Raw genomic sequence first — 26413 nt, forward strand, 5'->3', positions numbered from 1 at the left:
CCCTCCTACACATTAAATATAGTGCTTCTCTTTTAATTTTGAAACTACATATGATGCTGCTTCTTTAACAGGCTTATCAACAAGTTCTCCCTGTCCTTTTGCTTCTTTAGTTACAGATTTTTTAACCTTTGTTGGTGAACCTTTAAGTCCTAAAAGACTTAAGTCGATATCTATATCATTTTCGCTCCAGATCTTTATTTCCTTGTCAAATACTCCAAATATATTTCTTACATCCATATATCTTGGCACATTTAATTCTTTTATTGCAGTTAAAAGAACTGGTGTCTTAACTTCTACATCTTCATATCCATCTTCCCAAGCTTTTCTTACCTTTAAAGCATCTCCGCTAACTTCAACTTTTTCTACATAAGTTACTTGAGGTATTCCAAGATGTTCTGCAATTTCTGGTCCAACCTGTGCAGTATCTCCATCTATTGCCTGTCTTCCAGCAAATACTACATCATAATCTAATTTTTTAATAGCAGCTGCAAGAGTATGTGATGTTGCAAGAGTATCAGCTCCTCCAAAAGCTCTGCTTGATACAAGTATTGCTTCATCTGCACCCATAGCTAAAGCTTCTACTAAAGCATTTTTAGCTTGTGGTGGTCCCATTGATACTATAGTTACATGCGCACCAACGCTTTCTTTTAATACTAATGCTTCTTCTAATGCATTTTTGTCATCTGGATTTATGATTGATGGAACTCCTTCTCTTATAAGTGTTCCTTTTACTGGATCTATTTTAACTTCAGTTGTATCTGGAACTTGTTTTAAACAAACAACTATATTCATTTAGAATTTCCTCCTTTTATCTAAAAATATGATTTGAAATAACTAATTTTTGAACCTGAGTTGTTCCCTCATATATTTCTGTTATCTTAGCATCTCTCATCATTCTTTCAACTGGGTAATCTTTAGTGTATCCATATCCACCGAAGAGTTGAACACATTTTGTAGTTGCTTCCATAGCAACATCAGCAGCATAAAGTTTTGCCATAGCTGCTTCTTCATTATATGGTAGTCCCTGATCTTTGCACCAAGCTGCTTTGTATACTAAAAATTTAGTTGCTTCAATTTTTGTCTTAATATCAGCCATAGTCCAAGCTAATCCTTGGAATCTATCAAGACTTCTTCCAAATTGTTTTCTTTCTTTCATGTAGTCTCTTGTTACTTCAAATGCTCCTTCAGCAATTCCAAGAGCCTGTGCTGCTATACCAATTCTTCCTCCATCAAGAGTCTTCATGGCAATTCCAAATCCTTTTCCTTCTTTTCCAATAAGGTTTTCCTTTGGAACTATACAATCTTCAAATATAAGTTCTGTAGTTGAAGATGCCCTAATACCCATCTTGTTTTCTACTTTTCCTACTGAGAAGCCTTTGAAACTCTTTTCTACTATAAATCCAGATATTCCTTTAGTTCCTTTGCTTCTATCTGTCATACCAAATACGCAAAATACATCTGCAACTCCACCATTTGTTATAAATATTTTTGAACCATTTAATACATAATGATCTCCTTCAAGAACTGCTGTAGTTTGCTGACCAGCTGCATCTGTTCCTGCGTTTGGTTCTGTAAGTCCAAATGCTCCTATTTTTTCGCCTTTTGCAAGTGGAGTTAAATATTTTTGTTTTTGTTCTTCAGTACCAAATTCATTGATTAATGAAGCACAAAGTGATGTATGTGCTGAAAGAATAACGCCTGTTGTGCCGCAAACTTTTGATAATTCTTCAACAGCGATTATGTATGAAAGTACATCTCCACCTGCGCCACCATATTCTTTTTTAAATGGAATTCCCATCATTCCATATTTAGCCATTTTTTTAACATTTTCCATTGGGAATCTTTCTGTTTCGTCAATTTCTGCTGCTATTGGTTCAACATCATTTTTAGCAAATTCTCTAACCATCTGTTTTACTAATTCTTGTTCTTTTGTCAATGCAAAATTCATATAAACTTACCTCCTATCTATTTTTGAAACCTTCTGGTTTTCTCTTTTCAACAAAAGCAGTCATTGCATCTTTTTGATCTTCTGTTGAAAAACATTCTCCAAATGCTTCTGATTCAAATGACAAAGCAGTGTCAATGTCACATTGAATTCCTCTATTAATAGCCTGCTTGCTTAATTTAACAGCTATTGGAGCGTTATTTACAATTGTATTTGCAAGCTCTTTTGCTGTATTCATTAATTCACCAGGTTCTACTACTTTATTTACAAGTCCAATTCTTAAAGCTTCATCTGCTTTTATATTCTTTGCAGTAAAAATAAGTTCTTTAGCCATTCCCATTCCTACAAGTCTTGCAAGTCTTTGAGTTCCACCAAATCCAGGTGTTATTCCAAGACCAACCTCTGGCTGACCAAATCTTGCATTGCTTGAAGCAATTCTTATATCACAAGCCATCGAAATCTCACAGCCGCCGCCTAATGCAAAACCATTAACAGCTGCTATTACGGGTTTTTCTAGAAGTTCTAATCTTCTAAATACTTTATTTCCTAGTATTCCAAATTTTCTTCCTTCTATTACATTCTTGTCTTTCATTTCAGAAATATCTGCTCCAGCTACAAAAGACTTTTCACCTGCACCTGTTAAAATAATTGCAAGCACTTCATTGTCATTTTCAATTTCATCTAAAACGTAATCAAGTTCAGTTAAAGTTTCACTGTTAAGTGCATTTAATGCCTTAGGTCTGCTTATAGTAACTATAGCAATTTTACCTTCCTTTTCAAGGATGATATTTTTTAATTCCATGACTTATCCTCCTAAATCTTTTTATTCTTTGTTAATATTCTAACAAAGAAAACTAAAATTTTAGAAGCCTTAAGCTTCATTTCTAATTATATAATTAATTATTTCATATTTCAATAATATTTACATTGAAATATGAAATAATTAAAAAATATCATATTTTATCTTTTAGCAAACAACTTAAAGTAAGTAAACTATCACTTAAATGAACATTTTCCACAATTACATCATCAGGTGTAACTAAATCCACAGGTGCAAAGTTCCATATTCCCTTAACATTATTTTTTATAATTATTTCAGCCACCTTTTGTGCACTTTTTCTTGGCACACAAATAATTGCAATGTTAATGTTGTTGTTTTTCAAGAAAGCATCTACATTGTCTATATCTTGTATTTCAATATCATGTATTTTTAATCCCAAAAGCTTAGGATTTATATCAAATATTCCTTTTAAAGAAAAACCTAGTTTTTCAAAATTTATATAATTAGCAATTGCTTGACCAATATTACCCGCACCTACAATAATAGTATTATACTCCTTTGTAAGACCCAAAATTGCATCTATTTCTTTGCAAAGTTCTTTTACGTTGTAACCGTACCCCTGTTGTCCAAAATCTCCAAAACAATTAAGGTCTTGGCGTATCTGCGAAGCTGTAAATCCTATTTTTTCGCTTAATTCTTTCGATGAAATCCTATCCACATCATTTTTCACAAGTTCATTTAAGTACCTATGATATTTAGGAAGACGCCTTATTACAGCCATCGATATATTCTTTTTCTTTTCCACGCAATGCACCCCTCACCTAGACATACCACTCCAAAGCCTTATTTCATCTATCAAATAATTAAGGTATAAGCAATACATCACTATTATAAATGATATACTCATAATATATTTTACCACATAATTTTAATTTTACACTATTTATTTTTTTCATTTATTTTATCTATTGTTGCAGCTATAGGGAAATCACCGCGAACCTTAACTATAGATAAGCAGCATTGAACTTTAAAATTTATTTGACAACACATATTTCTATGCTTTAATATTTACTGGTAAAGGATTAAAGATAAAGCGCGGTGATAATTTATGATAGTATTAAGCTGTAAAGATATTCATAAAAGCTATGGAATAGATGTTATTTTAGAAAATGTGACCTTCTCTATTAATGAAGGTGAAAGAATTGGAATAATCGGTCCTAACGGTGCTGGAAAATCAACTTTATTTAAAATACTTACAAACAGTTTAGAATACGATTCAGGAGATTTATTTATCGATAAAAACAAACAGTTAGGTTATTTATCTCAGCATCTAGATCTAGAAACTTCTAATACAATTTTTGAGGAACTATCCTCTGTTTTTAGTGAACTTATTTCTATAGAAAATAAACTCAAAGATTTAGAGCAAAAAATGAGTGAACCATATGATCCTCTAAAAGAAGCTTACCATGCTAAAATTATAAAAGATTACACAAATTACACAGAAGCTTATAATACTAAGGGAGGATATTCCTATAAAGGTGAAATATCCAAAGTATTAAAAGGTCTTGGTTTTTCAGATGAAGATTCAAAAAAACCTATTTCAATATTAAGTGGTGGACAAAAAACAAGAGTGGCTCTATGCAAACTTCTTCTTATGAAGCCAGAAATACTTCTTCTTGATGAACCAACTAACCACCTTGACCTTGATGCAATAGAGTGGCTTGAAGACTATCTTCATACATATAAAGGAACTATACTTATAATATCTCATGATAGATATTTTCTAGATGCCATAACAGACACAACTTTTGAACTTATTAATGGGCATGTAAATTGTTATAACGGGAACTACACAAAAGCTCTTGAACTTAAAAAGAAGGATTATGAAATCAAATTGAAAGCTTTTGAGGTACAGCAAGCTGAAATCAAAAGGCAAGAAGGAATAATAGAACGCTACCGTTCATTTAATAGAGAAAAAAGCATAAAAGCTGCAGAAAGCCGTCAGAAAGCACTTGATAAAATTGAAAGAATAAAGCCACCAGACAAAGAAACTGGTGTTACAAGAATAAGCTTTGAAACTCTAATAAAAAGTGGCAAAGATGTTTTACATGTTGAAAATCTATCTAAAAGCTTTGGAGATCACACTTTATTTAAAAATCTTGATATAGATGTAAAAAGTGGTGAAAAAACAGCACTGATAGGTGAAAATGGAAGAGGTAAAACTACATTTTTTAAAATTTTAATGGATAAAGTCAAAAGTGATTCTGGTATTAAAATTTTAGGAAAGAATGTGTTTATAGGCTACTACGATCAGGAACAATCTAATTTGCATGATGATAAAACTATAATCGACGAAGTATGGGATGACTTCCCTGAGCTTACCACCACAGAAGTAAGAAATGCCCTTGCTGCATTTTTGTTTATTGGAGATGATGTTTTTAAACTTATATCTAAATTAAGCGGTGGAGAAAAGTGTAGAATAAACCTTCTTAAATTAATGCTTTCTAAAAACAACTTTTTACTTTTAGATGAGCCCACAAACCATCTCGATATAGTATCACGTGAAGCACTTGAAGATGCTCTATTAAGCTACGATGGAACAATTCTTGTAATCTCACATGACAGATATTTCTTAAACAAGGTTGTTTCTAAAATGTATGAATTAAAAGAGGATGGCGTAAAAGAATACCTAGGGAACTATACTTATTACGTAGAAAAGAAGAAAAATCCAACAAGATTTCAATATGAAGAGGAAATTTCGGATGGAAAAACTAAAACTCAAATACATGCTGAAAAGAAGAAAAAGAGAGAAGAAGAAAAGCTTGAGAAACAAAAAAAAGTTAAAAATAAAAAATATAGAAGAAAAAATCGCTTCTCTTGAAGATGAACTTGAAAAACTTCAAGGAGCGCTGTGCCTCGAAGAAGTTTATTCAAACCCTGAAAAAAGCATTGAAGTAAATAATAAAATTTCTGAAACTCAAAGTAATATTGATAAACTATACGAAGAATGGGAAGAACTTAATAGTTAGCGAAGTAACATTGATGAAAAGACAGTTTAAATAAAGCTTTATAAATCTTAGATGATAAATTAAAAAAGTCTTAGAACTTTCAATCTGTCTGAGCCAAAGGCGAGTTATTGAAAGTTCTTAGACTTTTATGATTTATCATCTTAGATTTATTGGCTTTATTTAATGTCTCAAATCAATGTTATTTTGCTAGTTCATAGATAGTATGAGCATAAATTTTAGCATTTAAAATGAGATGCTCTACTTTTATATATTCATCCACCTTATGATCAACATCTGGTTCTCCTTCAAATATAGGTCCAAAGGCTACTATATTTGGCATTTCCTTTGCATATGTTCCTCCGCCTATTGCAAGAAGCTTAGGTTCTTTTCCAGTTTGCTCCTTATAAACCTTCTGAAGATTTTTCACAAGGAAATGATCTTCAGGAAAATAAAGAGGATTTGCATTAGTCATATTTTCTAACTTAATACCTGCAGCTTCAATTCTCTCATTTACAGGAGTTATTACTTCTTCAAACTTACATGTTACAGGGTATCTTATATCAATAGTTACACTGGCCTTATTTACATCTAAATTTATCATTCCAAGATTAAAGGAAAGTTTTTTAGAAACCTCATCTTCTAGCCCTACACCAAATGACTCTCCATCAGTTTCCATACCAACATGCCTATTTAAGAAATCTATGTAATCTACTGCATCACACTGTTCAAGATTTAACTCTCCTATAAAAGCTAAAAGCTGCATAATAGCGTTTTTACCCATATGAGGCAAGCTTCCATGAGCTGCAACACCATAGGATTTTATTATAACTAGATCACCCTGTTCTTCTGCTTTAATATCATATCCTGTTCTATTTGAGAAATCCTCACACTTATCAATTACATTGCTTTTAAGTGAAGTTTTAAGCCCTGCTTCACAATAATTCGGAACTATATTATGAGCATTTCCTCCTTTAACATAGGCTATAGTTGTGTCACCATATGATTTTTCCTCAAACTCTTTTAATAGGTCAAAAACCAATACACCCTTTTCTCCATTTATAATCGGATATTCTGCATCAGGAGTAAAACCAGCCACAGGCGGCTTTTCTTTTTTTAGATAGTATGCAATCTCATTGCTGCCAGTTTCTTCATTTGTTCCAAATATTATTCTTACCTTTTTCGACAATGTAAGTCCAGAATCTACAATTGCTTTTAATCCATATAAACATGCCATTATAGGTCCCTTATCGTCAGTAGCACCTCTAGCAAATATCTTATCATCATGTATTTCTGCTGCATATGGAGGATACTTCCATCCATCATTTTCTGGTACTACGTCTAAATGTCCAAGCACTCCAATGTACTCTTCTCCATCACCATATTCTGCATATCCAACTTGATTATCAACATTTACTGTTTTAAATCCTAAAGATTTTGCTATTTCAAGTGCACATGCTAAGGCTTTTGCTGGTCCTTCACCATAAGGCATTCCAGGTTTTGCTGTTTCTTGAACACTCTTGATTTGCAAAAACTTTTTGAGTTGATTTTACTAATTCATCCTTTAATAATTCTACATGTTTATTTATTTCCATATGCTAAGGCTTTTGCTGGTCCTTCACCATAAGGCATTCCAGGTTTTGCTGTTTCTTGAACACTCTTGATTTGCAAAAACTTTTTGAGTTGATTTTACTAAAAGTTTAATCTTATACATCAAGTATTATTTAAATTATGATGGTTAATTTTGTGCAATACTTCGTCAACAAAACACGCTAATAAATAGTTATTAACCTATTTTATTTCCTCGTCTTTCCCAAAATTCTCTCATCATTACTTATATACAATGACTTGCTGTATTCCTAAGCTCATCGCTTTATATATTAAATAGAATTTCTTCTATTCAAAAGAATTGCTGGTTCATTATCTCTTCTCTGTTTAATTTTCAAAGTTCAATATACTGCCATCAGACAGCTTATTTATAATATCATGTTTAACTTGCTCTGTCAACATCTTTTTAAATGTTTTTTCACAACTCATTAATCACCATCATCTCGCGATGACATTTAATATGATATCACGTTTTTTCTGATTTACTTATTTGTTTTTACTAATTAAACTAACTTATGTGAATAATATTCCATTTTTCTCGTTTTTTCTTACTTTTTTTTATGTTGATACTCTAGGAAATGTTTATGTTATAATTATTAACTGTTATAGATATAATTTAATTCATCTGTGTCCTTTTTATTGTATTTCCTACTTATATAATCCTCTATACTCTCATGAACATCAACGTAAATTCCACTTCTATCACTTACTAAATCTTTTTTAATTAAATTTTCAACTGGATGACTATTAAGTATAATAGTCCACTCATCTTCAGTTATATATTTTTTATACAAGTTATATTCTTTTTCCTCTACTCTCTCATAATACTGTCCATCATAAAACAATACTATACCTTTATCCATTACCATTATCTTTTCAACTGTAGAGGATATAGGACATTGTAATTTATCGGATATAATAATTACCATGAGTTTATTCTCATCTTTTACTAATTTAAAACATTGAATTCTATTTCCGCCTATATCATTTTGTATCCATTTTCCTTCCTTAACTGCACTTTCAATTATTTCTTCAGCCTTCATCTTTAAACACCTCGATTGACATTTTCTATCTTTTTAAATAGCTTTATTTTAAGTAAGTGTTTATTTTTATACTTCTTTAAAACATAGCCTTTCAAATATATAATATTCTCATTTTTTATATAAAATATACTTCAATAAATTAGTTGAATTTTAAAATTACTTATCTGCAATAAAAAATCTAGAAGATACATAAACTCTTCTAGACTCTTATATATAAAACTTAAAATTTTGAATTCTTATGTTCTTGTTGTTCATCTATAGGAGCATGTGAAAAATATAGGTATTCTTTTTTACGGGCCGCTAGTAATGATTTATGCACGGTGTAGTAAAACCTATAGAATACCTTTTTTCACAACTTCCTATATTAGTTTTGCAAATCCTAATATTAGAACCGCTATTCCAAGAAACAGCCTATATATAGCAAAAACTCTCATAGGTTTTTTCTTTAAGAAACCTATAAATCCTTCTACTACATATAATGCAACTATAAATGCAACTATAAATCCAACGCCTAGCCCTATGATCTGCATGCTTGATAAAATAATTTTACTTTTAATAAGTGAAACCGCAGATGCTCCTACCATAATTGGTATGGCCAAGAAAAATGAGAACTCAGCACCAGCTACAGTAGAAACTCCAATTATCCATGCTCCAATTATAGTTGAAGCCGACCTTGACATTCCAGGCCATAACACTGCAAGACACTGGAAACATCCTATAATAAGTGCTTGTCTAAGTGTTATATCATCTACTCTCTTAACTTTTAAATTTTTTCTATATTTCTTCTCAGCATATATCATCCATACTGCACCAAATATAAGTGCCAAAGCTACAGGTGCAGGCTTAAAGAGCAATCCTTCAATTTTTTCATTAAACAATACACCAAGAATTCCAGCCGGAATACATGCAATTACAATCTTAAACCAGAAATTAAATCCTGGCATGTCATACATTCTTGAAAAATAGCTTCTACTATCACCATTGGCTTTTTCCAAACTTGGAAATATATTAGAAGGTTTAAGGGTTGATATTATCTTATCCCAATACAAAACAACAATTGCAAGTATAGCACCAAGTTGAATTATAACTGTAAACATATCTATATAACCTTTAGTATATAATTTTGCTGGATTAGCTCCCCCTTTAAATCCTATAATACTTCCAAGTATTATCATATGACCTGTTGAAGATATTGGCAGAAATTCAGTTATACCTTCAATTATACCTTCAAGTATAGTTTTAAATATAAAAATCAAATTTATGTACATTATTAATTACTCCCCTTTATGATCATTATTTTATACATAACAAATTAATTATACTATGTAATAGTACTCATTCAATATTTTATTTAAAAATTAATAAAATAGTAACTAATTTATATTGCAGTAAACTAATCTTCCGCGCATAATATAAAATTTTGCTCATTTATATTGATAACATTATATAAATTTGTTAAGAAATATAAATTTATATTTGCAAGTATTGCCATTACTATGCTACTATACCATAGTAATGTGAATTTTTTCTTTCAAATTAAAATTTATGTGAATATAAAACATTATTATCTAATATTATGGGGGATGATTACCATTCATAAATTATCACAACTTTATAAAGATGAACTTTTTACCACTATTCTAAAAAAATATTTATTTTTAACCTGTGGGTGTATTCTATTTTCTATATATGCAAGTATACTTCTAACACCTTCAAAAATAGGTACTGGTGGTATTTTAGGTATATGCTTATCTTTAAACCATCTTTTTAATTTTAAAATAGGTATTACAACAATAATACTAAACGTACCTCTTTTTTTTATTTGGGTTTAGATTGCTTGGAAAAAATTTTGCAATAAAAAGTGCATTTATAGTAATCATTTCCTCAATGTTAATAGATTATATGAATTTACACTTTTCAAACTATCATTTTATACCAACTTCAGACAAACTAACTTCTGCAATATTCTGTGGAGTCGTTTCTGGAATAGGCATGTCAATGATTTTTATGGGAGGCGGTTCAACTGGAGGCCTTGATATATGTGCAAAAATGATAAAAAACAGGACTAGATCTATTCCTCTTTCAAAAATAATGCTGTATCAAGATATTATAGTATATATATTTGTTGGAATTGTTTTAGGGCCTCAATCTGTTCTTTATGCCCTTATAATGAGTTTTATACGTTCAAAAACTATAGATACTATTCAAGAAGGTTTTTCTTCTTCAAGACAATGTTTTATAATTTGCAATAAATCAGAAGAGATCACTTCATCTATAAATATTAAGTTAAATAGAGGAGTAACAAAACTTGATGCAGTTGGCGGCTACTCTCATTTAAATAAAAAAGTTTTATATGTGGTTATACAGAAGTATCAACTTTCAGCCTTAAGGCTCTTACTTAAAGAAATAGAACCAACGGCCTTCATCACAGTTTCGCCTGTTAATGATATACTTGGCAATTATAAACAAAGTACATTTTCAGTGTAAGATTATATTCTTGCACTTTTTTATTTCATATTATTTATTTCATATTAGATGTAAATATTGAAAATATGTATTATAATATTATTCATTGGAGGTGTTTAAAATTAACGTTAAAAGCTTTTTCAGTATTATTATCTCTAAAATTATTATTAAATTATCAAAAGTTCTTTTTAAGGGTGGAACTAATTTTCCTGGTAGAGTAGCCTTAAAATTAGACAAAAATATTCTCTCTACAATAACTAAAGGGTATAATATAATTTTTATTACAGGAACAAATGGTAAAACCACCACTACTAATTTAATTTACAGTATATTAAATGACGCTGGCAAAAATGTTATAACAAATAATACTGGTGCTAATTTAAAACCTGGAATAACATCCTGTTTTGTTGAACATTTCAGTTTTAAAAATAATTTAGAAAAATATGCTGTAATAGAAATAGATGAAGCAAATCTTAAATTTCTTACAGAATATGTAGAGCCTAAAATAATTGTAATAACTAATTTATTTAGAGATCAACTTGATAGATATGGTGAAGTTTATACAACTCTTTCTAAGATAATGGAAGGTGTTAAAAAAGTTCCTAATACAACCCTAGTTTTAAATGGGGATGAATCCTTACTTGGAGATTTAGATGTTCCTAACCCTAAAGTTTATTATGGTTTTGATTGTGCTATAAATTCTGACAATACAATAGGTATAAATGCCGATGCAAAGTTCTGCAAAAAGTGTAAGCATCCATATAAATATGAATTTATAACTTACAATCACCTAGGTAAATTTTATTGCGAAAACTGTGGTTACAAAAGACCAGAATTAGATTACTATATTGATAAAATTAAAGATTTGGACCCATCTGGTTCTTTAATATCCATAAATGGCAATGATTTTTATCTAAATCAGCCTGGTGCTTATAATATATATAATGGACTTTGTGCTTATTCTGTTGCTAAAACTCTTAAAATAAAGAATGAAATAATATTTAACTCTCTAAAAAGTTCAAAGAGCAGCTTTGGAAGACAGGAATCAATAAATATAAATGGCAAAGACATTAAAATAATTCTCGTAAAAAATCCTGCTGGATATGACGAAGCTATAAAAACAATAGCTTTAGATAAAAGAAAAATAGACTTAACTGTATTTTTAAATGACAACTATGCTGATGGACGTGATGTATCTTGGATTTGGGATGTAAATTTTGAAAGTTTGAAATCTTTAAATTTAGATAAAATTATGATTTCTGGTATAAGACTTTATGATATGGGGGTAAGATTAAAAACTGCTGGTCTTGACGAAAAAAGCTTTACCATGTCTCAAACTTTTGATGAATTACTTAACGAACTAAAAAACTGCAATGGCGACATAATATATGTTCTTGCAACTTATACTGCTATGATAGACTTTAGAAAATTTCTTTATTCAAAAGGCTTTATTAAAAAACTTTGGTAGAGGTGATAATATTGGAACTCAACATATGCCATCTGTATCCCGATTTATTAAATGTATATGGTGATATAGGAAACATACGAATTTTAAAATACAGAGCTGAAAAGAGAAATATAAAAGTAAATATTTTTAATGTATCCCTCAAAGATAAATTTGAAGGCAATAACTATGATATAACATTTTTTGGAGGCGGACAAGATTATGAGCAATCAATAGTTTCAGACAATCTTATTCAAACTAAAAAGTTTGCTATAAGCGAGTACATAAATAGTGGAAAAGTGTTTTTGGCAATTTGTGGAGGATACCAACTTCTAGGAAAATATTATACTACTCCTGATGGTGAAAAACTTGATGGTGTTGGAATACTTAATATACAAACTGATGGTGGCTCAACTAGATTTATAGGAAATACTGTAATAGAAAATGAAGATTTTAAGGAAATATATGTTGGTTTTGAGAATCACTCTGGCAGAACCTATATAAATGATTTAAAGCCATTTGGAAAAGTAATTGTAGGATATGGGAATAACGGTTCTGATGGTTACGAAGGCTGTATTTATAAAAACACTTACTGTACTTATTTCCATGGTTCTCTTCTTTCTAAGAATCCAGAACTTGCAGATAGGCTTATACAAACAGCACTTGAAAGAAAATATGGAAGTATAAGTCTTAAACCTCTGGATGATACTCTTGAAGAAAAAGCTAAAGAATTCATAATAAAAAGAGAGAAAAAATAACTAATTTTTCCCTAAAAAGAATGCAAAAAAGCTAATGGTGAAGAGTTTTGACGTGCAAAGCATCGTCAAACCCTTCACTTATTTTGTTTTGCAGTATTTATGTTTATTGTGGCATATTCCTAATCCATTTTTTGCTTTTTATCTATAACCCTTGTTCTGATAAGTTCATTTTTTTTCGCTCTCATTTATATCATCAAAAGTTTTAAAAGTATATCCTTTATCTTTTATATATTTTATTATCTCAGGAAGGGACTCAACTGTTGTCTTTTTATAATAGGCATCATGCATAAGTATTACTATTATATTTTGATCACTGCATTGGGTTTTTACATTATTTATTATTTTACTTTTAGGAACATAATGAGCTTCTGCATCTCCAGAGCAAATATTCCAATCTACATAATATACACCATGTTTTATGAGGTTCGTTCTTATATTGTTTAAAACATTTCTATTAGAAACTAAATTATCTGAACCACCAGGTATTCTAATATAATTAAATTTTCTACTTCCAGTAAACTTTTGTATGGTTTCCATACACTTATTAAGATCAGCAAAATAATCGTTTGATGACTTATATATCTTATAATCATGTGAATAAGTGTGAGGCATTAAACACATGCCGCTATCTACAAGTGCTTTCATTGCCTTTGGATTTTCTTCCGCTTTTTGACCAACAATAAAAAAACTAGCCTTTATGTTATTTTCTTTTAAAACATTGACTATCTTTTCAGTGTTATTTACACAAGGTCCATCATCAAAAGTTAAAAATGCAACCTTTTGCTTACACCTATTAACATTATTTTGTGGTTCTACCAAGGCTTCAGCATATACGTTGTAACACATAATATTCAAAACAATTAATATAACGCATATAAAGCCACTAACTTTTCCTTTATTCAACAAATACACCCTCTTTAGTAGTATTTAATTAACTATTTGTATCTTATGCTTTTTTACAAAAAAAAAAAATAGAAGGTAATTAAAACTACCTTCTACATAAACTGTATATAAGCTCAATTCATATGCTATTTATATTTATATTACCATTCGATGCATCAACACATATATTCATCCCATCATAAAATTCTCCACTTATTATTTTTTTGCTATTTCAGTTTCAATAGTATTTTCTATATATCTTTTTAACGGCCTTGCTCCATACAAAGGATCATATGCTTCCTGTTCCATAAGTTCTTTTGCCTTTTCTGTTACTGTTAAACTCATATTTTTCTCTTTTAATCTTTTTAAAATATCAACAAGAAAAATATCTATAATTTTTCCTATTTCATTATTAGTAAGTGGCTTAAACATAATTATATCATCAAGTCTATTTAAGAATTCTGGTTTAAATCTTAACTTAAGCTCATTCATTACTTTATCTTTTATTTCTCTATCTACAAATGAACTATTTTTATTTAAAAGAAGATTGCTACTTCCTATATTAGATGTCATTATAATTATACAATTTTTAAAGTCAATAGTTTTTCCCTTGTTATCTGTAAGTCTTCCATCATCAAGGATTTGTAAAAATATATTAAAAACATCATCATGGGCTTTTTCTATTTCATCAAATAAAACTACACTATATGGCTTTCTTCTAACAGCTTCAGTAAGCTGGCCACCTTCTTCATAACCTACATACCCTGGAGGCGCTCCTATAAGCCTTGATACAGAGTATTTCTCCATGTATTCAGACATATCTATTCTTATTATATTTTCTTCACTATCAAAAAGAGTTCTCGCAAGTGTTTTAGCAAGTTCAGTTTTTCCAACACCTGTAGGTCCAAGAAATATGAATGATCCAATCGGTCTTTTTATATCCTTTAAACCTGCTCTAGCTCTTATTACTGCATTTGATACCGCTGTAACAGCTTCATCCTGTCCTATTACCCTCTTTTTAAGTTCACTTTCTAATCTTACAAGCTTTTTCCTTTCTCCTTCTACAAGCCTTGAAACTGGAATTCCTGTCCACTTTGATACTATTTCAGAAATTTCGTTTTCAGTTACTTCTTCTTTAAGCATAGCATTTTCATTTTTATCTTTTATAATACTTCTTTTTCTTCTACCAGCTTCTGAAGCTTAGGAAGTTCACCATACTTAAGTTCAGCTGCTCTATTAAGGTCATAATCTCTTTCAGCCTTTTCAATTTGCCCTTTTACATCATCGAGTTTTGTCTTAAGTTCTTTTACTTCCTCAATTTGGCTTTTTTCCTTTTCGTATTTTGCAGTCATTGCTTTATCCTTTTCCTTAAAATCACTAAGATCTTTTTCTAGAATCTTAAGCCTTTCCTTAGAAGCTATATCATTTTCTTTAGTAAGTGCTTCCTTTTCTATTTCCATCTGAAATATCTTCCGCTTAAGCATATCAAGTTCAGTAGGCATACTATCTATTTCCATCCTTATCATTGAACCTGCTTCATCAATAAGATCTATAGCTTTATCTGGCAAAAATCTTTCCGTTATATATCTATCTGAGAGTTTTGCAGCTGCAATTATTGCACTGTCATGTATTCTAACACCATGGTGAATTTCAAATCTCTCCTTAAGCCCTCTTAATATGGATATTGCATCTTCCACCGTAGGTTCATCAACTATTACTGTTTGAAATCTTCTTTCAAGTGCCTTATCTTTTTCTATATATTTTCTATATTCATCAAAAGTAGTGGCACCTATACAGTGAAGTTCACCTCTTGCAAGCATAGGTTTTATAAGATTTCCTGCATCCATAGCCCCTTCTGTCTTTCCTGCACCAACTATTGTATGAATTTCATCTATAAAGAGTATTATTTTTCCTTCACTTTTTTGAACTTCTTTAAGAACAGCCTTTAATCTTTCTTCAAACTCTCCCCTGTATTTTGCTCCTGCTATTAATGAACCCATGTCGAGAGAAAACACAATTTTATTTTTAAGGCCTTCCGGCACATCTCCTCTTACAATTCTTTCAGCAAGACCTTCTACAATTGCAGTTTTACCAACACCAGGTTCACCTATTAGAACTGGATTATTTTTTGTTCTTCTCGATATAATCCTTATTACCCTTCTTATTTCTTCATCTCTACCTATAACAGGATCAAGTTTATGCTTTTTAGCTTCTTCAACGAGATTTCTTCCATATTTCTTAAGTGCATCATAAGTAACCTCAGGTTCTTTTGAATCTACTCTTTGATTTCCCCTCACACTTGCAAGTGCACTTAAAAATTCTTTTTTTTCTATATTATTTCTCTTTAATACTTTTCCTACCACTGAATCATCAGTTTCCATAAGCGCAAGTATAATATGCTCTGTACTTACATAAGAATCTTTAAAGTCATCTGCTATCTTTTCTGCACTTACAAAAACCTCTTCAAACTTCCTAGTTACATATAAAGAAGAATTTCTAGCCCCTTCTCCAAGTATCTTTGGCATTTTATTAAGTTCTCTTTCAGTATCATCTTTAACTGCTTTTGAATTAATACCCATCTTCTCAAATATATTTGGTATAAGTCCATCATCTTGAGATATGATAGCCATAAAAAGGTGGATTGTATCTATTTGTTGGTGATTAAATTTTATAGCAATTACCTGTGCCTCATTTATAGCCTCTTGAACTTTAACTGTTAATTTCTCAACATTCATACTTCCACTCTCCTTATAAATTTATCTACTAAAACTTTTAACCTTATACAAATTTCTTAGTTCTCTAAAAAAACAACTTTGAAATATATAAGGTAGTTTTCATAATAATAATTTTTTAGTTATATTTTTTTACTTAACTTAATTGCAAGATTAAAGTATTTAATTGATTCTTTTATATTATTAATGTCTGCATACAGTTTTCCCATTTCTAAATATCTATTATACAGTCTCTCGTTATTATTTAACTTAAGCAAAAAATCTAATGAAAGGCTCATACACATCTCAAAGGAAATCTTATTTCCAATCTTATCAAATATCTTAGCTTTTAAATAATATGCATTTTCTATTATTAAATAGTTATTTATATCAATAGAATAATTTAAAATTTCATCACATAAACTTTCATACTTTGTTACATCTTTTGAATTTATTAAGTTATTTATAAGATCAGTAATAAAATAAGAATATTTTATATTTCCGTTATTAGGAAATAACCTCATTGCATTAGTTATAAGCTCTTTAGCCTCATCGATCTTATCTTCTTTAAGCAATTTTATGCCATGGTTGTACATAAATTGAGCTTTAACTTTAGAATTAATTTCAAAATATTTTTCTCCATCTCTTTTAAATTTGAAGAAATTTATATCATCCATTTTTACAGATAAAAATAAATTAATATTATATATTTTCGCCCTTTCTAAATCACTTTTTGCTTCATCAACATAATCAATAAGTTTTTTTGCAATTTTATAAGCTTTATTATAACTACCAAGCATTATATACGCTTGAGCTTCATAATAAATTGATTTTATTTTTATATCATTTTCTTTAATTTTATTTTGTTCTATATAATTATTTATTATTCTATAATAATTAGCAGACTGTGAATACTCTTCACTACAAAATAAATATCTTCCCATATCCATATAATATATAAGTTTAGCATTATTCGCTTTAGTTTTCCTGCATATGTCATAATACTCCGATGATAATTCTCTAGTTGAATCTATTTTATTATTATCAAGATAATAGTTAAACAAAATATGTAAGAATTCAAAAGCTATATCATGATATTTGTATTGATTAGCATAATACATATTGTATTTTAAATATTCTTCTTTTTTAGCTTTTTCAATGTCTCCAAACTTTTTTAAGTTATCCATAAACTGCTTTTTAGTGTCATATTTAAGATAATCAATACTTACGTCAAGTTTCTTTGATAAAAATTCAAGTATATAATCATCTGGATCTATTTTACCATTCTCTATACAACTCATTTTAGATACAGATATTTTTTCATTACATATATCTTTTAAAGTCAACCTTTTGTATATTCTTGCCCTCTTTATTTTTTCTCCAACAGACAATATTTCCATGTAACTTCACTCACCTATCTAATTATAAGTCTTTTAATATGCCTATTTTAATTAATTTTTCCATACCTTTATTTAAGTATTTAGCAGCTTCTACATCATTACAATTATCTATATAGTGTTTTCCCATAATCAAAGAAATTTCAGCTGCCTCTTTATCTAGTTCCATATTTTCCGCATAATTTAACGCGATAGATAGTATATTTTCGGCTTCACTATAATTTTTATTCATAAGATTAACCCTATATATGAGCATGTAATATTTAAGCATATCTGATGGATTACTACTATCTACAGCTTCTCCTATTTCATCAAGGACTTTTTGTGAATTCTGCGTATCTTTAAGTTTTATATAATTCTCACAAATATTGCTCAAAGTCTCTATTAAAGCATGTCCTTTAATTTTACTTCTAATTTCTTTAGCCCTTTTAAGGTGTTCAAAAGACTCTTCCATATTTTCAAATTCGGCAAATAATTTTCCCAAATTATTTTCAATCTCTCCTATAAATATATTTTGATCATTTTCTTTAAATACTTTCAAAGATTTTTTTGAATACATTATTGCATTATCAAGATCACCTTTTTCAGAATATTGTTTAGATAAAAGAATTAAAGTTTTAGCATATTCTTTTTTATTTTCAAGTTGATTGAATTTTTCTTTTGCAAGCATACAATAATTAATAGATTTATCTATATAATCCATTCTAAAATATATCATAGCCATAGAATAATAAATTTCCCCTATTAAAAAATCATTACTTATATTATTGCTATTAAATACTTGTTCTGCCTGCTCAAAATAACTACAAGAAGAATTGTATGCTTTCAAGCAAAGGGCAATTTTCCCAAGTTTTATAAATGTATTCACAATTTGTTCATGACAGTTTAACTTTATAAATATAACATTTGATGAAAGGAAATATTGTTGTGCCAATCCTAATTCTTTTTTATTCATATTAATGCAACCATGCAAATACAAAATTTCAGCTTTTCTATACTCAATTTTATAGTTTTCTGCATAATACATAGCCTTTTCAAGATATCCTTCAGCTTTCTCATATTCATCATTCAGTATATAAGCCTCTGCAGTATTTTCATAGTAAGTGCAAATTTTTTCTGCCTGTGTCTCCTCTGTTTCCATCAAGTATTCTACTGAAGTACTAAGAGTACTTGCAAGATATTCAAGTAAATCCATACTTGGATTTGATTTACCAGATTCTACAAGGCTTATTTGACCTGGTGTTATTCTATCACCTGCTAAATCCTTAAGAGTCATGCCGAGTTGTTTTCTTCTAGTCTTTATTTTTTCTCCTAATGATAATATCTCCATAATATATCTTCCTTTGCAATATATATTTAAAAGTTATCCAAACATTTTACATTTAAGTCCAACTTATTTATATAAAGTTTATTTTTTTCTACTTTTACTCAATTATAGCATATTTTTTTTAATAAGAATTAAAAATTAATTATTATTTTAATAAAATTCAAGATAATATTTAGCTATCTTGAATTTTATTTACATATTAAAATAACTATATTAAATTATTATATTAAATACTTAAATTCTACTTACTTGCTCCAACTTCTCATAGAGCCCATTAAGTCCTCTGCTGTATTTCTTATCATTCTACCTGATCTACCAAATTTCCTTCTCGTATTCCAACTTAATTGTGGCATTATTAGCATTCCTGCCACTGCTCCAATTACTGCCCCTGCTGTAATACCTCTTAAAAATCTCATAACAACACACTCCTTATATATAAATTTTAATCTAATTATATAATGTGCATTTTTTTTTTTATTAAACATTATTTTTTATTACTTTTACGTTTCATAGAAGCTATATATTTTAAGATCTTAACAGTATTGCTTGTCCCAATATTATTAAATATAAATTTAGTTCCATCTTTAATTTTACAAATTATATCCTCGCTTCCCTGCCAATTTTCAATTATAACCTTTTCTGGAACTTCATTTACAATTCTATCTAAAGCAAAAAATGTTAAACTAATATCATCTATTTGCCCTATAACAGGTATAACATCAGCTATTATTTCAATAGGTGATGCCAAATATGCAATTGTGCCCCCTATTATTATCTTCGTTTTAATTTCAACTCTATTATCCTTCATCAACCGTCCAAGAAGAACTATTAAATCTGGTAAAATCATAAAATATTCAACAAATTTTTCGTATTTCTTAGGAACTTTATCACATATATTTTTTCTTAACTTTGTATATCCATCAACTATTTTTTTTATTTTATCATCACTATTTTCCTTGCATATATTTTCAACCTTTTTTTTCCTTAACGTATATTATATTTTCAGCTTCTATCTCTAAATATCCACTATAAGCTTTTATGTAATTAATTTTAAAATACACAAATGGTATTATTTTAGATAAGATGTCAATATCTATATATATATTATCCCTTTTAAAATCAATCCCTATATCTTTTAAGCTTTTAAGCACTTTATTGATAAAATAAGTCAATATATCAACACTCAGACCAAGTTTAGAAACCTGTATTTTTAATATTTTAGCCATAATAGTATTGTTTCTTACTGAGCCAAACCCAAATTCAACCCTAAATGGAACTTTTATACCCTTAGTATACGTACCATGCACAATTAAAATATCTTTAATATATATCTTTTGTATATTCAATCCTTTAACATCAACATATTCATCAATTATTTCTAAAATATCATTTTCACTTATCTTTGCTATGATGCTTGATACCTTCATAACTTCCCCCCTAATAAAAATTTCGATTACCCTAATAAAAGTATAAGTTTATAAGGCAAATTAGTAAAGTGCATATTACAACGATTTTTTAACTACATTTTCCAATAGACATATACCTCTATGTGAGTATATAATGTATTATGTAAACCAAACTTGTACGGAGGTGTATTTATGAAGTTTTTTAAAAACAAATATATATTAATACCTTTATTTGTTTCTATAATTTCTATTTTTCTTATGGTAATATCTAATGTTTATTATAAAGATAATAATTATGTAAACTATTACAAATTTCAAAATGATATGATAAGTAAAAAAGTTTCAAAAGTTTATTTAACAAATTCGCCAAATATAACCGTTAAACTAAAAAATGGAACAAGCTACATCACCGATAATCCAAGAAATGCTGCATTTAAGGAAGTCTTATTAAATTCAGGAATTGAAGTTTCAGAGCAAGCACCTATATCCGCTGTTGATATTATACCAACTACTGCTTTAGTTCTATCAGTATTAACACTTATAGCTATTGTTTTGAAATCCTCTAAGTTAACCTCAAAAAAAATATTTGCAGTAGATGCTCTTGATACTGATGAAGTAAAAAAACGTTGATGTTAATTTTGAAAGTGTAGCTGGTAATGAAGAAGCAAAGGAAAATGTGAAGGATGTTATTGATTTTTTAAAAAATCCTGAAAAATACTATTCATACGGTGCAAGAATGCCAAAGGGAATAATATTATATGGTGAACCTGGAACTGGTAAAACACTTCTTGCAAAAGCCGTAGCCGGCGAAGCTAATGTACCTTTCTACGCTATGTCCGGTTCAGATTTCGTACAGATTTATGTTGGTGTTGGAGCTAGTAGAATAAGACAATTATTTAAAAAAGCAAGACTTCATGGACGTGCTGTTATTTTTATAGATGAAATAGATGCGATAGGTAAAAAAAGAGATGGTGGAAAATCTGGTGGTTCAGAAGAAAGAGATCAAACTTTAAATGCTCTTTTAACGGAAATGTCAGGTTTTAATGAAAAACAAGGTATTGTTGTTATTGCAGCAACAAATAGACTTGATATACTTGATTCAGCTCTTTTAAGACCTGGAAGATTTGATAGACATATAGAAGTATCTCTTCCAGATATATCGGCTAGAAAGAAAATATTGAGGCTTCATATGAAAAATAAGCCTGTAAATAATATAAATTTAGATGATCTTGCAAAAAAAACAGCCTATTTTTCAGGAGCAAAACTTGAAAACCTAGTAAACGAAGCTGCTATTCTTGCTTGTAAAGAAAATAGTGATTATATTGAAAATATTCACTTTGAAAAAGCTTTTTCAATAGTTATAGCTGGTCATGAAAAAATTAGCAGAGATTATATAAGTGATACTGATAGAAAAATAACAGCCTATCACGAGGTTGGACATTCTATTGTCTCTTTAAAGCTTCTTCCACAAGAAAAAATATCAAAGGTAACTATAATACCAAGTACTAAAGGGGCCGGTGGATATACTTTAAGTATTCCTGAAGATAAAATGTACCAAAATAAGGATTATATAATAAAAAGAATTATGGTTTTGCTGGGTGGACGTGCTGCCGAAGAGATTATATTTGGAAATAATAATATAACCACAGGTGCCTATAACGATTTAAAACAAAGCACAAATATGATTACAAATATGATTACAAAATATGGTATGGGAACAAGTTTAGGTCTTTTAAATATTGATGAGTTATACGAAATTAACTATTCTGTTTCAAACTCAGTTATTGAGGAATGTAAAACAACAGTGGAAAATTTATATGATAAAACAAAAAAACTGCTGCTTGAAAATAAAGACTTACTCGAGAACTTTACAAACGCACTGCTTGAAAATGAAACCATGTACGAAAATGATATACAAAAATTATTATAAAACCTTTAATTAAGTGAAAGACTTTAACGTGCAAAGCATCGTTAAAGTCTTTCACTTTTATTTCTTTTTAAGCCTAAAATAGCTGAGATAATAATTCCACTTATAAGCCCACCCATGTGAGCAAAATTATCTATATTAGTCATGCTCATTCCTATAAAAATATTTAATACTATTACACCCATTATATTTACAAAAAAGTTCTTTTCCAATTTTGTTTTTAAATCTAAAGGAGAATACCAAAACAGCTCCAAGTACCCCAAAAATAGCACCAGATGCACCAATAGATATAGCATCACTAAATAAGAAACTCACATATGAAGAAATTATTCCTGATAAAAAATATATAAAAGTATATTTAATTCTACCATAAATCTTTTCAACCATATATCCAACACAATATAATGAATACATATTTGATGCTATATGTATCAAACTTCCATGAAGAAACATGCAGGTTATAAGCCTATAATATTGACCAGACATAATTAGCTCATTATTCTTTGCTCCAAGTGTGTTTAAAACATTAACATCCATTGTAAATGGGTTTCGTGAAAGTATAGAGGAAACAACGTACATAGCTAAATTTACCAAAATAATACTCCATGTAACCCAATACTTTCCTTGCTCATTTGTATCTTTTATCTCATCCATGAATTGCTGCAGTAGCGTACTTGTATTTGAGATAATATCATTAGAATAGACAACTTTTCTGATGCTTTTATCTAATAAAATAATATTTCCTTCAGTATATTGCTGCATATCCTGTATTTTTCCACGTATAAAAATAACTCTTATTACAAATTCATTTCCAATATCCTTTAAACTTCCATATTCACAAGACAAATCTGTCATTCTATCAAAATTGTCAATATCAGAAAAAATTATATAGTATCTTGAACCATTATTTTCAAATGATACAGCCCAAAAACTTGCACCGTATGCATTATTCTTAAATTCTACCAAAAGACCACCACAGCTGCTGCACAATCTTTCAATCAAATACTTTTGAAACTTATCCATTTATTCTCCTTAAAAAATCTAGATATAATCTTCTTTTTTATCCTTAATGACACTAAATACCCTCTTCATTTCATCATTTATTAATGCACATAAAAGATTTATTTTTCTTCTCATAGCCTCATGGTCATCTATATAATCAAACTCTACACGCCATGTAGGATTATATTCTTCATCTACAGAATTAATAACAAACCCTTTAGAAGAAAAAACACTTTCATCTATAAGATTATAAATTGCACTGTATTCCCAATCCTCAACATCAACCTTAGTATCAAAAAAAGCAACTACTTTTTCTCCATTGTAATAGAGCTTTTTTATGTGTTCAGCTCCCTCACTTACAACATAACTTCCTAATTCTCTTATAAAAACTTTGCCTTCCCTATCTTTTTCCATTAAAACTAAAGATGAAAAATCCAAATAAAAAACCGTCCTTTCCAATATATTACTATTGCAAATCAGCCTTATAAATTATATAATTATTTTGTAAATTTTTCCATAAGGTCGTGTTAAAATGCATAAAGCTAAATTTAAGTATATTTTAATTGCAATAGTTTTACTATTATTAATATTATATATACATCACACAATATTAATACACAAGTGTAGTGACATAACATATGCATCTGAGTACTATACAACAACTGGAATTTTTAATAAGAATAAACTATATAAAATAGATTCTTATTATTTAAAATTTTCTGATGGACATGAATCGACTCTTGTAATTACAGGAATAAAAAAAAGTCCACCACATAGAGTTGTTAGCTATGAATTGACACTCATTAAAAACAAGTCAGGTACATGGAAAATGAAAAGTATAAAAGAAATTCCATATCAAGATACTGATTTTAATACACAATAAAACTCTATTTACTTTTTATTATTGCATTTATTTATACACTCTTTGCACATAGCTTTTAACTTTAATTCATGATCTACTAAAACAAACCCAGTTTCATTTTTTATTAATTCTTCAATTTGAGTCATAGGGCAGTCTATTTCGATTTCCTTATGACAAACACAGCATCTTAAAATATGTTTATGATTATGACCTTTTATCTTATATCTATATTTTCCATCTCCAAGGTCAACTTTATCTAATATATTATTTTGTTCGAATAAATCTATGCTTCTGTATACAGTAGACAAATCTATATTAAGTCCACAATTTTTACAATAATCGTATATTTCTTGCACATTTAGAGCATTATCCGTCTTATTTAAAATATCCAAAATTTTAATTCTGCTTTTAGTAACTTTTATATTCTTATTCTGCAAATAACTTTTCCATTCCATTGTTTATTACATCACCTTAATATAATTTATAATACTTTCTTAATTATATCATAAATATTATTTTATTAGTAAACTTTTAACTTCTAAATTGATTAGTAAATTCTAATTTAATCTTTTTACTAATTTTCCTTAAAAATATGTAGAATTTTTAGTTAATATATACAAATTGTTTATACTATTGTATAAAAATATCCAATATTCTTTAAATCGTTTTCACAATATTGTACTATATATATAAGGGAGGGGTATAAATGGTTAAAAAACATTCTAAAACTAGATTACATAAAACTATATCTAAGGATTTAATTGCAGATTTAAAAATTAAGGATGGATTATTAAAAAAATTAGTATTTTCTTTCTCTTCACTTATAGTAGTTTCATTACTCTTGTGTGGAATAATAACATATTTAATATCAAAATGGAAAGTTACTGATGATTTTAAAAACTCAACACTTCAAATATTAAATCAGACAAAAAACTATGCTGAATTAATAAATTCAACTATAAACAGCAACTCTATGCAACTACTTCAAAATTCTAATTTTACTTCAACACTTGCAGATGATAGTAAAAAAGATGATTTTGATTTATATTCTACAAGATCTAAATTAAAAAGCACTTATATTACTCCTGTATCAGATTCAATAGATTTAATAAAAAGTGCCGCCATAATAAATGATAATGGGTTATCTGTATCATCACTTTCAGATACTATAGATGAAGATGCTTTAAACGCCGATCGAGCTTCAAACTGGTATAAAAAAGCATTGGATTTAGATGGTAAGTCTTTTTGGACATCTCCAAGAAAAGTAGGATATTTAGGTTCCGACAGTAAAAATAAGCTTACTCTAAGTTTAGTTAGATCAGTAAAAGATCCATCTACTTTTAAAATGGCAGGAGTTTTATGTATTGATGTTGATATGGAAGCTTTAAATTCTAAATTATCACAATCAAAAATAGGTAAGGATGGTTATATATGTATAGTTGATAATGATGGTTACATAATCTCTAACAAAAATGAAAATCTTGTTGGGACAAAATTAAAAGATGCTTATTTCCCTAAAATAAAAAATTCATCTACTGGAAGCTTTACATATAAAAATATGTACGGTGTATATTCCACCTCAACCAGCACAGGTTGGAAAATAATAGGACTAGTTCCTAAATCAGAATTATCAGCAACTGCAAATAGTATAGGTATGTTCACAATAATAATAACTGTGCTTTGTATAATAGTTTCCTTAATTATTTCTATAATTACAACCTATCAAATTTCTATGCCAATTAAAGATATGATAGGTATTACTAAAGATTTATCCAATGAAATTTCCATGTTGACTGCAATAAAAAATATACTGTATCAGAATTAAACAATCTTTCTGAAAACTTTAATA

The 26413-nt window shown here is 28.8% G+C and carries 22 protein-coding genes and 4 pseudogenes; 8 read left to right on the forward strand and 18 right to left on the reverse strand.

Translation table 11 applies throughout. The features are described from left to right. Nucleotides 1–12: 12 nt before the first annotated feature. From AGR56_RS13785 to AGR56_RS13800, 4 genes are all read right to left on the reverse strand, one after another. Nucleotides 13–792: an electron transfer flavoprotein subunit beta/FixA family protein gene (locus tag AGR56_RS13785; RefSeq protein ID WP_053242717.1), complete on the reverse strand. Its 780-nt coding sequence runs from the start codon at nt 790–792 to the stop codon at nt 13–15. A 16-nt stretch (nt 793–808) separates the two neighbouring features. Further along, nucleotides 809–1948: an acyl-CoA dehydrogenase gene (locus tag AGR56_RS13790; RefSeq protein ID WP_053242718.1), complete on the reverse strand. Its 1140-nt coding sequence runs from the start codon at nt 1946–1948 to the stop codon at nt 809–811. A 13-nt stretch (nt 1949–1961) separates the two neighbouring features. Next, entirely contained in the window at nt 1962–2747 is a 786-nt protein-coding gene (locus AGR56_RS13795) for a short-chain-enoyl-CoA hydratase (protein WP_053242719.1), read from the reverse strand. A gap of 151 nt (nt 2748–2898) precedes the next feature. Continuing rightward, the gene (locus AGR56_RS13800; RefSeq protein WP_053242720.1) at nt 2899–3531 is read right to left on the reverse strand and encodes a redox-sensing transcriptional repressor Rex; all 633 of its coding nucleotides are present in this window, start codon (nt 3529–3531) and stop codon (nt 2899–2901) included. 303 nt (nt 3532–3834) lie between these two features. On the opposite strand from AGR56_RS13800, the pseudogene abc-f reads away from it, so the two are divergent. Then, nucleotides 3835–5755 (forward strand): annotated as a pseudogene (gene abc-f / locus AGR56_RS13805) (ribosomal protection-like ABC-F family protein). Nucleotides 5756–5933: 178 nt separating this feature from the next. Here abc-f and pepV read toward each other — a convergent pair. From pepV to AGR56_RS13820, 3 genes and pseudogenes are all read right to left on the reverse strand, one after another. Beyond that, nucleotides 5934–7326, reverse strand: a pseudogene (gene pepV / locus AGR56_RS13810) (dipeptidase PepV). Between the two features lie 609 nt (nt 7327–7935). After that, a complete protein-coding gene (locus AGR56_RS13815; RefSeq protein WP_053242721.1) occupies nt 7936–8382 on the reverse strand; it encodes a hypothetical protein in 447 nt (148 codons plus the stop codon). 359 nt (nt 8383–8741) lie between these two features. After that, on the reverse strand, nt 8742–9650 hold the full coding sequence (locus tag AGR56_RS13820; protein WP_053242722.1) for an undecaprenyl-diphosphate phosphatase: 909 nt from the start codon (nt 9648–9650) through the stop codon (nt 8742–8744). A gap of 315 nt (nt 9651–9965) precedes the next feature. On the opposite strand from AGR56_RS13820, the gene AGR56_RS22915 reads away from it, so the two are divergent. The 4 genes from AGR56_RS22915 to AGR56_RS13835 all read left to right on the forward strand — a co-directional run bounded on the left by AGR56_RS22915 (nt 9966) and on the right by AGR56_RS13835 (nt 13050). Further along, nucleotides 9966–10214, forward strand: a complete 249-nt coding sequence (locus AGR56_RS22915; RefSeq protein WP_278279641.1) for a YitT family protein — start codon at nt 9966–9968, stop codon at nt 10212–10214. 1 nt (nt 10215) lies between these two features. Continuing rightward, on the forward strand, nt 10216–10869 hold the full coding sequence (locus AGR56_RS22920) for a YitT family protein (RefSeq protein WP_278279642.1): 654 nt from the start codon (nt 10216–10218) through the stop codon (nt 10867–10869). Between the two features lie 91 nt (nt 10870–10960). Beyond that, on the forward strand, nt 10961–12316 hold the full coding sequence (locus AGR56_RS13830) for a Mur ligase family protein (protein ID WP_157055773.1): 1356 nt from the start codon (nt 10961–10963) through the stop codon (nt 12314–12316). Between the two features lie 11 nt (nt 12317–12327). Continuing rightward, a complete protein-coding gene (locus tag AGR56_RS13835) occupies nt 12328–13050 on the forward strand; it encodes a type 1 glutamine amidotransferase (RefSeq protein ID WP_053242723.1) in 723 nt (240 codons plus the stop codon). Between the two features lie 165 nt (nt 13051–13215). On the opposite strand, the gene AGR56_RS13840 is transcribed toward AGR56_RS13835, so the two are convergent. From AGR56_RS13840 to AGR56_RS19680, 7 genes and pseudogenes are all read right to left on the reverse strand, one after another. Continuing rightward, the gene (locus AGR56_RS13840) at nt 13216–13953 is read right to left on the reverse strand and encodes a polysaccharide deacetylase family protein (RefSeq protein WP_242851457.1); all 738 of its coding nucleotides are present in this window, start codon (nt 13951–13953) and stop codon (nt 13216–13218) included. A gap of 118 nt (nt 13954–14071) precedes the next feature. Then, nucleotides 14072–16667 (reverse strand): annotated as a pseudogene (clpB, locus tag AGR56_RS13845) (ATP-dependent chaperone ClpB). A 119-nt stretch (nt 16668–16786) separates the two neighbouring features. Then, nucleotides 16787–18043, reverse strand: coding sequence for a helix-turn-helix transcriptional regulator (locus AGR56_RS13850; protein WP_053242724.1), 1257 nt, complete (start codon nt 18041–18043; stop codon nt 16787–16789). Nucleotides 18044–18065: 22 nt separating this feature from the next. Beyond that, nucleotides 18066–19370: a helix-turn-helix domain-containing protein gene (locus AGR56_RS13855; RefSeq protein WP_053242725.1), complete on the reverse strand. Its 1305-nt coding sequence runs from the start codon at nt 19368–19370 to the stop codon at nt 18066–18068. 242 nt (nt 19371–19612) lie between these two features. Then, complete coding sequence (locus AGR56_RS20385; protein ID WP_157055774.1) at nt 19613–19783, reverse strand: YtxH domain-containing protein; 171 nt, start codon at nt 19781–19783, stop codon at nt 19613–19615. A 68-nt stretch (nt 19784–19851) separates the two neighbouring features. Next, complete coding sequence (locus AGR56_RS19675) at nt 19852–20214, reverse strand: DUF1232 domain-containing protein (protein WP_084757034.1); 363 nt, start codon at nt 20212–20214, stop codon at nt 19852–19854. Nucleotides 20215–20335: 121 nt separating this feature from the next. Further along, complete coding sequence (locus tag AGR56_RS19680) at nt 20336–20794, reverse strand: hypothetical protein (protein WP_084757037.1); 459 nt, start codon at nt 20792–20794, stop codon at nt 20336–20338. 171 nt (nt 20795–20965) lie between these two features. Between AGR56_RS19680 and AGR56_RS13865 the strand changes: the two are divergent. After that, a pseudogene (locus AGR56_RS13865) lies at nt 20966–22703 on the forward strand (ATP-dependent metallopeptidase FtsH/Yme1/Tma family protein). A gap of 41 nt (nt 22704–22744) precedes the next feature. Here the strand turns inward: AGR56_RS13865 and AGR56_RS22070 are convergent. Genes AGR56_RS22070 through AGR56_RS13875 form a run of 3 tightly spaced genes read right to left on the reverse strand, consistent with a single transcriptional unit; the run spans nt 22745 to nt 24140 of the window. After that, nucleotides 22745–22912 (reverse strand): rhomboid family intramembrane serine protease, encoded by a 168-nt coding sequence (locus AGR56_RS22070; RefSeq protein WP_242851458.1) that lies wholly within the window; start codon nt 22910–22912, stop codon nt 22745–22747. Continuing rightward, nucleotides 22839–23723 (reverse strand): rhomboid family intramembrane serine protease, encoded by an 885-nt coding sequence (locus AGR56_RS13870; RefSeq protein WP_053242726.1) that lies wholly within the window; start codon nt 23721–23723, stop codon nt 22839–22841. Before AGR56_RS13870 ends, AGR56_RS22070 begins: the two co-directional genes overlap by 74 nt. An 18-nt stretch (nt 23724–23741) precedes the next feature. Then, nucleotides 23742–24140: a DUF6762 family protein gene (locus tag AGR56_RS13875; RefSeq protein ID WP_053242727.1), complete on the reverse strand. Its 399-nt coding sequence runs from the start codon at nt 24138–24140 to the stop codon at nt 23742–23744. A 94-nt stretch (nt 24141–24234) separates the two neighbouring features. On the opposite strand from AGR56_RS13875, the gene AGR56_RS13880 reads away from it, so the two are divergent. After that, nucleotides 24235–24585: a hypothetical protein gene (locus AGR56_RS13880; RefSeq protein ID WP_053242728.1), complete on the forward strand. Its 351-nt coding sequence runs from the start codon at nt 24235–24237 to the stop codon at nt 24583–24585. 8 nt (nt 24586–24593) lie between these two features. Here AGR56_RS13880 and AGR56_RS13885 read toward each other — a convergent pair whose 3' ends face one another. After that, nucleotides 24594–25019, reverse strand: a complete 426-nt coding sequence (locus AGR56_RS13885; RefSeq protein ID WP_053242729.1) for a Fur family transcriptional regulator — start codon at nt 25017–25019, stop codon at nt 24594–24596. 251 nt (nt 25020–25270) lie between these two features. Between AGR56_RS13885 and AGR56_RS13890 the strand changes: the two genes are divergently transcribed. Beyond that, complete coding sequence (locus AGR56_RS13890) at nt 25271–26389, forward strand: cache domain-containing protein (protein ID WP_053242730.1); 1119 nt, start codon at nt 25271–25273, stop codon at nt 26387–26389. The last annotated feature ends 24 nt before the right edge of the window (nt 26390–26413 follow it).

This window comes from Clostridium sp. DMHC 10 (assembly GCF_001270375.1).
GTDB classification, from domain to species: Bacteria; Bacillota; Clostridia; order Clostridiales; family Clostridiaceae; genus Clostridium_S; species Clostridium_S guangxiense.